A 5,952-nucleotide genomic window follows, 5' to 3' on the forward strand; every position below is an offset into this window, starting at 1 on the left:
CTGAGGGAGCACTAGGCATCCCGTATTGGGCACTATGATGCCGGAAATCTGTGAGGCTCCACATCTCACTGTTCATCTTTTGTGCACCCAGTCAATGTTAGGTGGGATGCGTTCATGACATTTCCTTTTGCTTGGTTAGTAACTGCATTATTTCATAAGCGCAAAGAAAGCTAACGTCCCTTTACGCAGAAAAAATCAAAAAGCTGCTATGCACCCAGACAAAATTTGCGCCAGTAATCGGCAAGGGGAATTTACTAAGGGTTATAATCGTTTTGTAAAATCAAAGCGGGACGTATGAATAGCGCCACATCTGAACAAAAAGAATCATATCCAATATGAACAGCAATAGTATGATTATTGCAGAGATTATTGTTGAACTGGTCGGTTCTCGACATGATGAGGTGAAGCAGTCTATCGAGATGCTAGCAAAGCGCAATGTTATCCAGCTTCCCCTAATGGGGATTTTTCATAATATCAACTGGTTAGGGTTAAAGCAGAAAATGGAACAAATAGAGCAAGGCACTTCACTATATCTATTCACTTGAATTTCATGATGTTAGTGGGCTATATGGGAGTTGAGCATACCAGATCTATACAGACTATTAGCCACTCAACAGAAGTTATCAACTCTTTTTTTGATGAACCATCGCAGAGGATGTTTTCTATTAGACGCTTAAGCTGTAGAGGTGATATTAAGCGTCAACTGTTTATCGTTACTGTTGAAAATGCAGACACCTCGAGTAAGTTCCGAGTGATCCCATATGCTGAACTTACAGTTTGTAAAGACAAGGTAAGATACCTTGTAAATCCGGCATATCAATATCCTGAACTGGAGGATTGATTGTCTTCAATAAATACCAATATTGAAAAAGCCTGCGAGATAAGAGGCGCTAATTTTTGTCGATGATAGAGTTCGGTGTGATTGTTCTATCATCATTGAACGTTTTACAGGCAACACTCTCACTTACTGCATAGATATTAGGATAGAAGGCTTGAGTGTGTGATGGTCTTTGGGATACAACCTTATTTTTACCCTTTTTTTGAAGTGATTTATAACCAATTGATTTTTTTGAAAAATTAATTATCTCTTATAAAAAGGGTTTTTCACTTTTTAACAGTTGTGCTATTTAAAAATCAACAGGTTAAAGTTAATATGTAACAGTGCACTGCCGTACAGGCAGCTTAGAAATTTATCTGATTCTGCCAGTTTACCCATGTAGCGTGCACTGCCGTACAGGCAGCTTAGAAATTTACGGCTGGCCACTTGTGCCCGAAAATAACGTGCACTGCCGTACAGGCAGCTTAGAAATATATATCAGTAGGTTAAGGCTGTGTTGTTGTGTGCACTGCCGTACAGGCAGCTTAGAAACTTAGTTGACACCGTTCGTTCACTGCCGTACAGGCAGCTTAGAAAATTCTTTGTCCATTCTATTTCCTTTATTCAGAGTGCACTGCCGTACAGGCAGCTTAGAAACTTGAATTGTGAGCCTTGCGAAATATGGCCGAGTGCACTGCCGTACAGGCAGCTTAGAAACGTATTATAGCGATACTAATGCGGCCCGGTTCGTGCACTGCCGTACAGGCAGCTTAGAAATTAGATTGTGAAACACTTTGATGTAAGATTATCGTGCACTGCCGTACAGGCAGCTTAGAAACCTAAAAATCACCCTATTTTCATTCCTAATTAGTGCACTGCCGTACAGGCAGCTTAGAAAATTCGATTGCGAATATATGAAATTAAAACAGGGTGCACTGCCGTACAGGCAGCTTAGAAATTATCCCGGATATGAACGACGGGCGGTAAATATGTGCACTGCCGTACAGGCAGCTTAGAAAAATTGAGTTTTCATACCCGGTTTGTTGATGAAGTGCACTGCCGTACAGGCAGCTTAGAAAGAAATCTCATGATGAGGCCGTGTGCCGTAGTGGTGCACTGCCGTACAGGCAGCTTAGAAAAGTAATTCATTGAGCTGATGGGATGACAGATCGTGCACTGCCGTACAGGCAGCTTAGAAAGCCAGACTTGCGACGTCAGCCATTTAAAATCCGTGCACTGCCGTACAGGCAGCTTAGAAAAAAATGATTCATTAGAACAACTGACGGTAGTTGTGCACTGCCGTACAGGCAGCTTAGAAAGTTGGGGTGTCACCGTTTGGCACTATGCCGATGTGTAAAGCATAATCATTCCTGTTCAGGAAAGGTACCACGCTGCGAATTAGTAAGGAATTGTAAAGTTTTTTTAATTTGCATTCGCGATATTTTACCTTGTGTAAAATTTATGCATAATGTTTTCCATAAGTGAAATTAACTATTCGGGTAATTCTTAATTATGGATAACAGCTTTTCTCCAAGTGACCTCAAAACGATTTTGCATTCCAAACGCTCTAATATTTATTACCTGCAATATTGCAGGATATTAGTTAATGGTGGCCGTGTTGAATATGTCACTGATGAGGGAAAACAATCACTGTATTGGAATATTCCAATTGCAAATACCACGGTGATTATGTTGGGAACGGGGACTTCTATTACTCAGGCGGCAATGCGTGAATTTGCTAAAGCAGGTGTTTTGGTCGGTTTTTGTGGTGGTAGCGGTACACCGCTGTTTGCAGCCAATGAGGTTGAAGTTGATGTATCTTGGCTGACACCACAAAGCGAATATCGCCCTACTGAATATTTACAAGATTGGGTGAGCTTCTGGTTTGATGATGAAAAACGATTAGCCGCAGCGATTGCTTTTCAGAAAATTCGTATTACACAAATCCGTGAGCATTGGTTAAGTAGTCGAATGCTTCGAGACAACTCTTTTATGATTAGTAGTGAGCGTTTATTGTCATTACTCACACGTTATGAGCAGAATCTTGAAGGTTGCAGCAATAATAAAGATTTAATGGCACAAGAAGCGGTGATGACTAAAGCGTTATACAAACTGGCAGCCAATGCGGTGAGTTATGGTGACTTTGTGCGGGCAAAACGCGGTGGTGGGGTCGATTTGGCAAACCGTTTTCTTGATCACGGTAATTATCTGGCTTACGGGTTGGCAGCAGTTGCAACGTGGGTCATTGGTTTGCCACATGGTTTGGCTGTGTTACATGGAAAAACCCGTCGTGGCGGTTTGGTTTTCGATGTTGCTGATCTGATTAAAGATGCGTTGGTATTGCCACAAGCATTTATTGCTGCAATGGTTGGAGAAGATGAACAGGAATTTCGCCAACGCTGCATTAGTAGATTTCAAAAAGCTGATGCTTTAGACACCATGATTGAGGCACTACAAACAACTGCACAACAATTGAGTCAAGTAGCACGATGAATATTCTCTTAGTTTCCCAGTGTAATAAACGAGCTCTAACAGAAACCCGCCGAATTTTGGATCAATTTGCTGAACGAAAAGGTGATCGAACCTGGCAAACGGCTATCACACTGGAAGGTTTAAATACTTTACGTAAGCTATTACGTAAAACCGCGCGACGTAATACCGCAGTTGCCTGCCATTGGATAAAAAGTGGCAGCCAAACTGAATTGTTATGGATAGTTGGGAACTTGCGACGCTTTAACTCGCGGGGAATTGTACCCACTAATACGACACAGCGTGAATGACGAGTATCATTTATTAAGTCCACTATTTTCGTCATCTCTGGCTCATGCTATGCATCAGCGTATCGTTGAAGCCCGCTTTGGTGAATTATCTAAAGAAATTAATAAGGCAAAGAAAGAAGAATGTTGGCATCCTGAAACTAGAGTAATTTATCCTAATACAGCTGTACGGAATATTGGTGGTACTAAGCCACAAAATATTTCTTACCTTAATAGCGTACGAGGTGGACGAGTTTGGCTTTTATCTTGTGCTTCACCCAATTGGCTAAGTATTACCAAACCTCCTATGGGGCATAGATCCATTTTTGAAAGGCGTAGTGAGTTTGTCTCATTAGTTCGTGAAACTATCGGAAAGATGCAGCAATATTTATTTGTTGTTCAGGATATCGAAAGTAGTAGAAAAATCAGAAAACTTCGTCAGGAATTTGTCGATCAAATTATTGATATTTTATTTAGCTATGTTGCTGGTATACAAAATCTGTTTGAAATTAAAGGCTGGAGTGCCAGTGATGATTGTGAGTTAAAACGAGCTCAACAGCTTTGGCTTGATCCTTATCGCTGTCAACTGGATAAAGAATTCCGATCTGAACGTGAAAGAGGTGACTGGAAAAAAGAAATAGCCGCAGATTTTAGTTACTGGTTGAACCAGAGTTTAAAGCATGAACGGTTAGAAATGGAATTATCTGAACGTCGTGAGTGGGCTTCTGTGTTTAAAAAACGCCTACGCGAATTTGAGGATGAATTGCCAGAGGTACCGTTATGAGCCATTTAATTGTTTTACGTCACATTCGAGTAGAGAATGCTAATGCGATTACTGGTTTAACCTATGGTTTTCCGGCAATCACTCATTTTCTTGGTTTTACTCATGCACTTTCACGTAAGCTACAACAAAGCTACAATTTAAGATTGAAAAATTGTGGTGTTATTTGCCATAACCACCAACTGCATGCTTATCAGTCTGATCCGATTAGGGATAAAGTCTTTGCTTTAACTCGCAATCCATTAACTAAAGAGGCAAAGACAGCTTCTTTTAATGAAGAAGGCCGTATGCATATGACGGTTTCTTTATTAATAGAATGTTCTGGTGAAATTGCTGGCGATACAGAGGCTAACGAATTGGAACAATATTTACTGGAAATATGTCCAACTCAGAGATTAGCTGGCGGTACTATCACTGAAATTGCTAAAGTGGATGTTATTGCTTTTCCGCAAGAAGAACAGGAAACCCGTAAGTTAATGCGTCGTTTATTGCCGGGTTTTGCCTTGTTAGATCGCTCTGAATTGTTAGCTAAACACTACGAAGAATTAAAACAGGATAATCCTCAGGTAGAAATGATTGATGCCTGGCTTGATTTTTCTACTATTAAAATGCGGGCTATTCCAGCTCAGGAAGATAAGCAACCTGAAATTGGTGATCCGGCATATTGGGAATATGTTCCAAAGCCAGATTCTGGATATTTAGTTCCTCTGATGACAGGTTATCAGGCAATATCGCCGCTATATCCCGCCGGGCAAGTGGAGAAAACTCGTGATCCCAATACTCCATTTTGTTTTGTAGAAGCAATTTATGGAGTAGGTGAATGGAAAAGCCCGCACCGTATTAACGATATTCGCCAGTTACTTTGGTGTTATGACTATCAAGAGGGTGTTTACAGGTGTTGCAATCAACAGACTATTGCCCGTCAATCCAAACCAAATAAGAAAGTAAGAATAATCGACTGATTAATTTAAAGAAGGATATCTACATGTCTAAATCAACTATTAAAACGGCTTCTGTACTGGCGTTTGAACGTAAACTTTCTAATTCTGATGCTTTAATGTTTGCTGGAAACTGGGAACAAATTGACGGTGAATGGCAACCTATTGCTATTCAGGAAAAAGCTGTCCGAGGGACGATTTCCAACCGCTTGAAAAACGCTTTAACTAGCGATCCGGCCAAATTAGATGCGGAGATTCAAAAAGCAAACCTACAACGTGTTGATGTTGCTGCATTGCCTTTTGATTCTGATACCTTAAAAGTCAGTTTCACATTACGGGTCTTAGGCAATCTTTCCACACCATCGGTATGTAATGATCAGGATTATCAGGCTGAATTGGCAGACATAATCAACGGTTATATCGCTGAACATGGTTTCAAAACACTTGCTGCACGTTATGCAGAAAACCTGGCTAATGGCCGGTTTTTGTGGCGTAACCGGGTTGGAGTAGAAGAAATTAAGGTTCGTGTAAAGGGGGTCCGCTTGGAAAACGGAAAATATCCTACGCTAAGCCTATTTATTGCACAGTTCCGCATCAATACTAAAACTCATTATGTGCATTTCGGCGTTTCCGGCGTGCAATCCCACTAAATTTCTTGAT

4 protein-coding genes, 2 pseudogenes and 1 CRISPR repeat array are annotated in these 5,952 nt (G+C 40.8%); all 6 genes and pseudogenes read left to right on the forward strand.

What is annotated here, in order from left to right; translation table 11 throughout:
• The first annotated feature begins 335 nt into the window (after window positions 1–335).
• Window positions 336–545: a hypothetical protein gene (locus tag C5469_RS21880; RefSeq protein ID WP_242689563.1), complete on the forward strand. Its 210-nt coding sequence runs from the start codon at window positions 336–338 to the stop codon at window positions 543–545.
• Window positions 546–1,161: 616 nt separating this feature from the next.
• A CRISPR array of direct repeats spans window positions 1,162–2,136; the repeat unit is 28 nt; unit sequence GTGCACTGCCGTACAGGCAGCTTAGAAA.
• Between the two features lie 193 nt (window positions 2,137–2,329).
• A complete protein-coding gene (gene cas1f / locus C5469_RS21885) occupies window positions 2,330–3,310 on the forward strand; it encodes a type I-F CRISPR-associated endonuclease Cas1f (RefSeq protein WP_166310724.1) in 981 nt (326 codons plus the stop codon).
• Window positions 3,307–3,594 (forward strand): annotated as a pseudogene (locus C5469_RS21890) (hypothetical protein); the annotation flags it as partial. The gene cas1f and the pseudogene C5469_RS21890, both read left to right, overlap by 4 nt.
• The gene (csy1, locus tag C5469_RS21895; RefSeq protein ID WP_339414601.1) at window positions 3,590–4,357 is read left to right on the forward strand and encodes a type I-F CRISPR-associated protein Csy1; all 768 of its coding nucleotides are present in this window, start codon (window positions 3,590–3,592) and stop codon (window positions 4,355–4,357) included. The pseudogene C5469_RS21890 and the gene csy1, both read left to right, overlap by 5 nt.
• Entirely contained in the window at window positions 4,354–5,316 is a 963-nt protein-coding gene (csy2, locus tag C5469_RS21900) for a type I-F CRISPR-associated protein Csy2 (RefSeq protein ID WP_166310728.1), read from the forward strand. Before csy1 ends, csy2 begins: the two co-directional genes overlap by 4 nt.
• A gap of 23 nt (window positions 5,317–5,339) precedes the next feature.
• Window positions 5,340–5,828: pseudogene (gene csy3, locus C5469_RS21905) on the forward strand (type I-F CRISPR-associated protein Csy3); the annotation flags it as partial.
• Between the last annotated feature and the right edge of the window lie 124 nt (window positions 5,829–5,952).

The organism is Photorhabdus cinerea, from assembly GCF_011189575.1.
Classification (GTDB): domain Bacteria; phylum Pseudomonadota; class Gammaproteobacteria; order Enterobacterales; family Enterobacteriaceae; genus Photorhabdus; species Photorhabdus cinerea.

Coding starts and splice junctions, on each gene's coding strand:
- C5469_RS21880 (WP_242689563.1), top strand. CDS start 336: ATGAACAGCAATAGTATGATTATTGCAGAGATTATTGTTGAACTGGTC.
- csy2 (WP_166310728.1), top strand. CDS start 4,354: ATGAGCCATTTAATTGTTTTACGTCACATTCGAGTAGAGAATGCTAAT.
- cas1f (WP_166310724.1), top strand. CDS start 2,330: ATGGATAACAGCTTTTCTCCAAGTGACCTCAAAACGATTTTGCATTCC.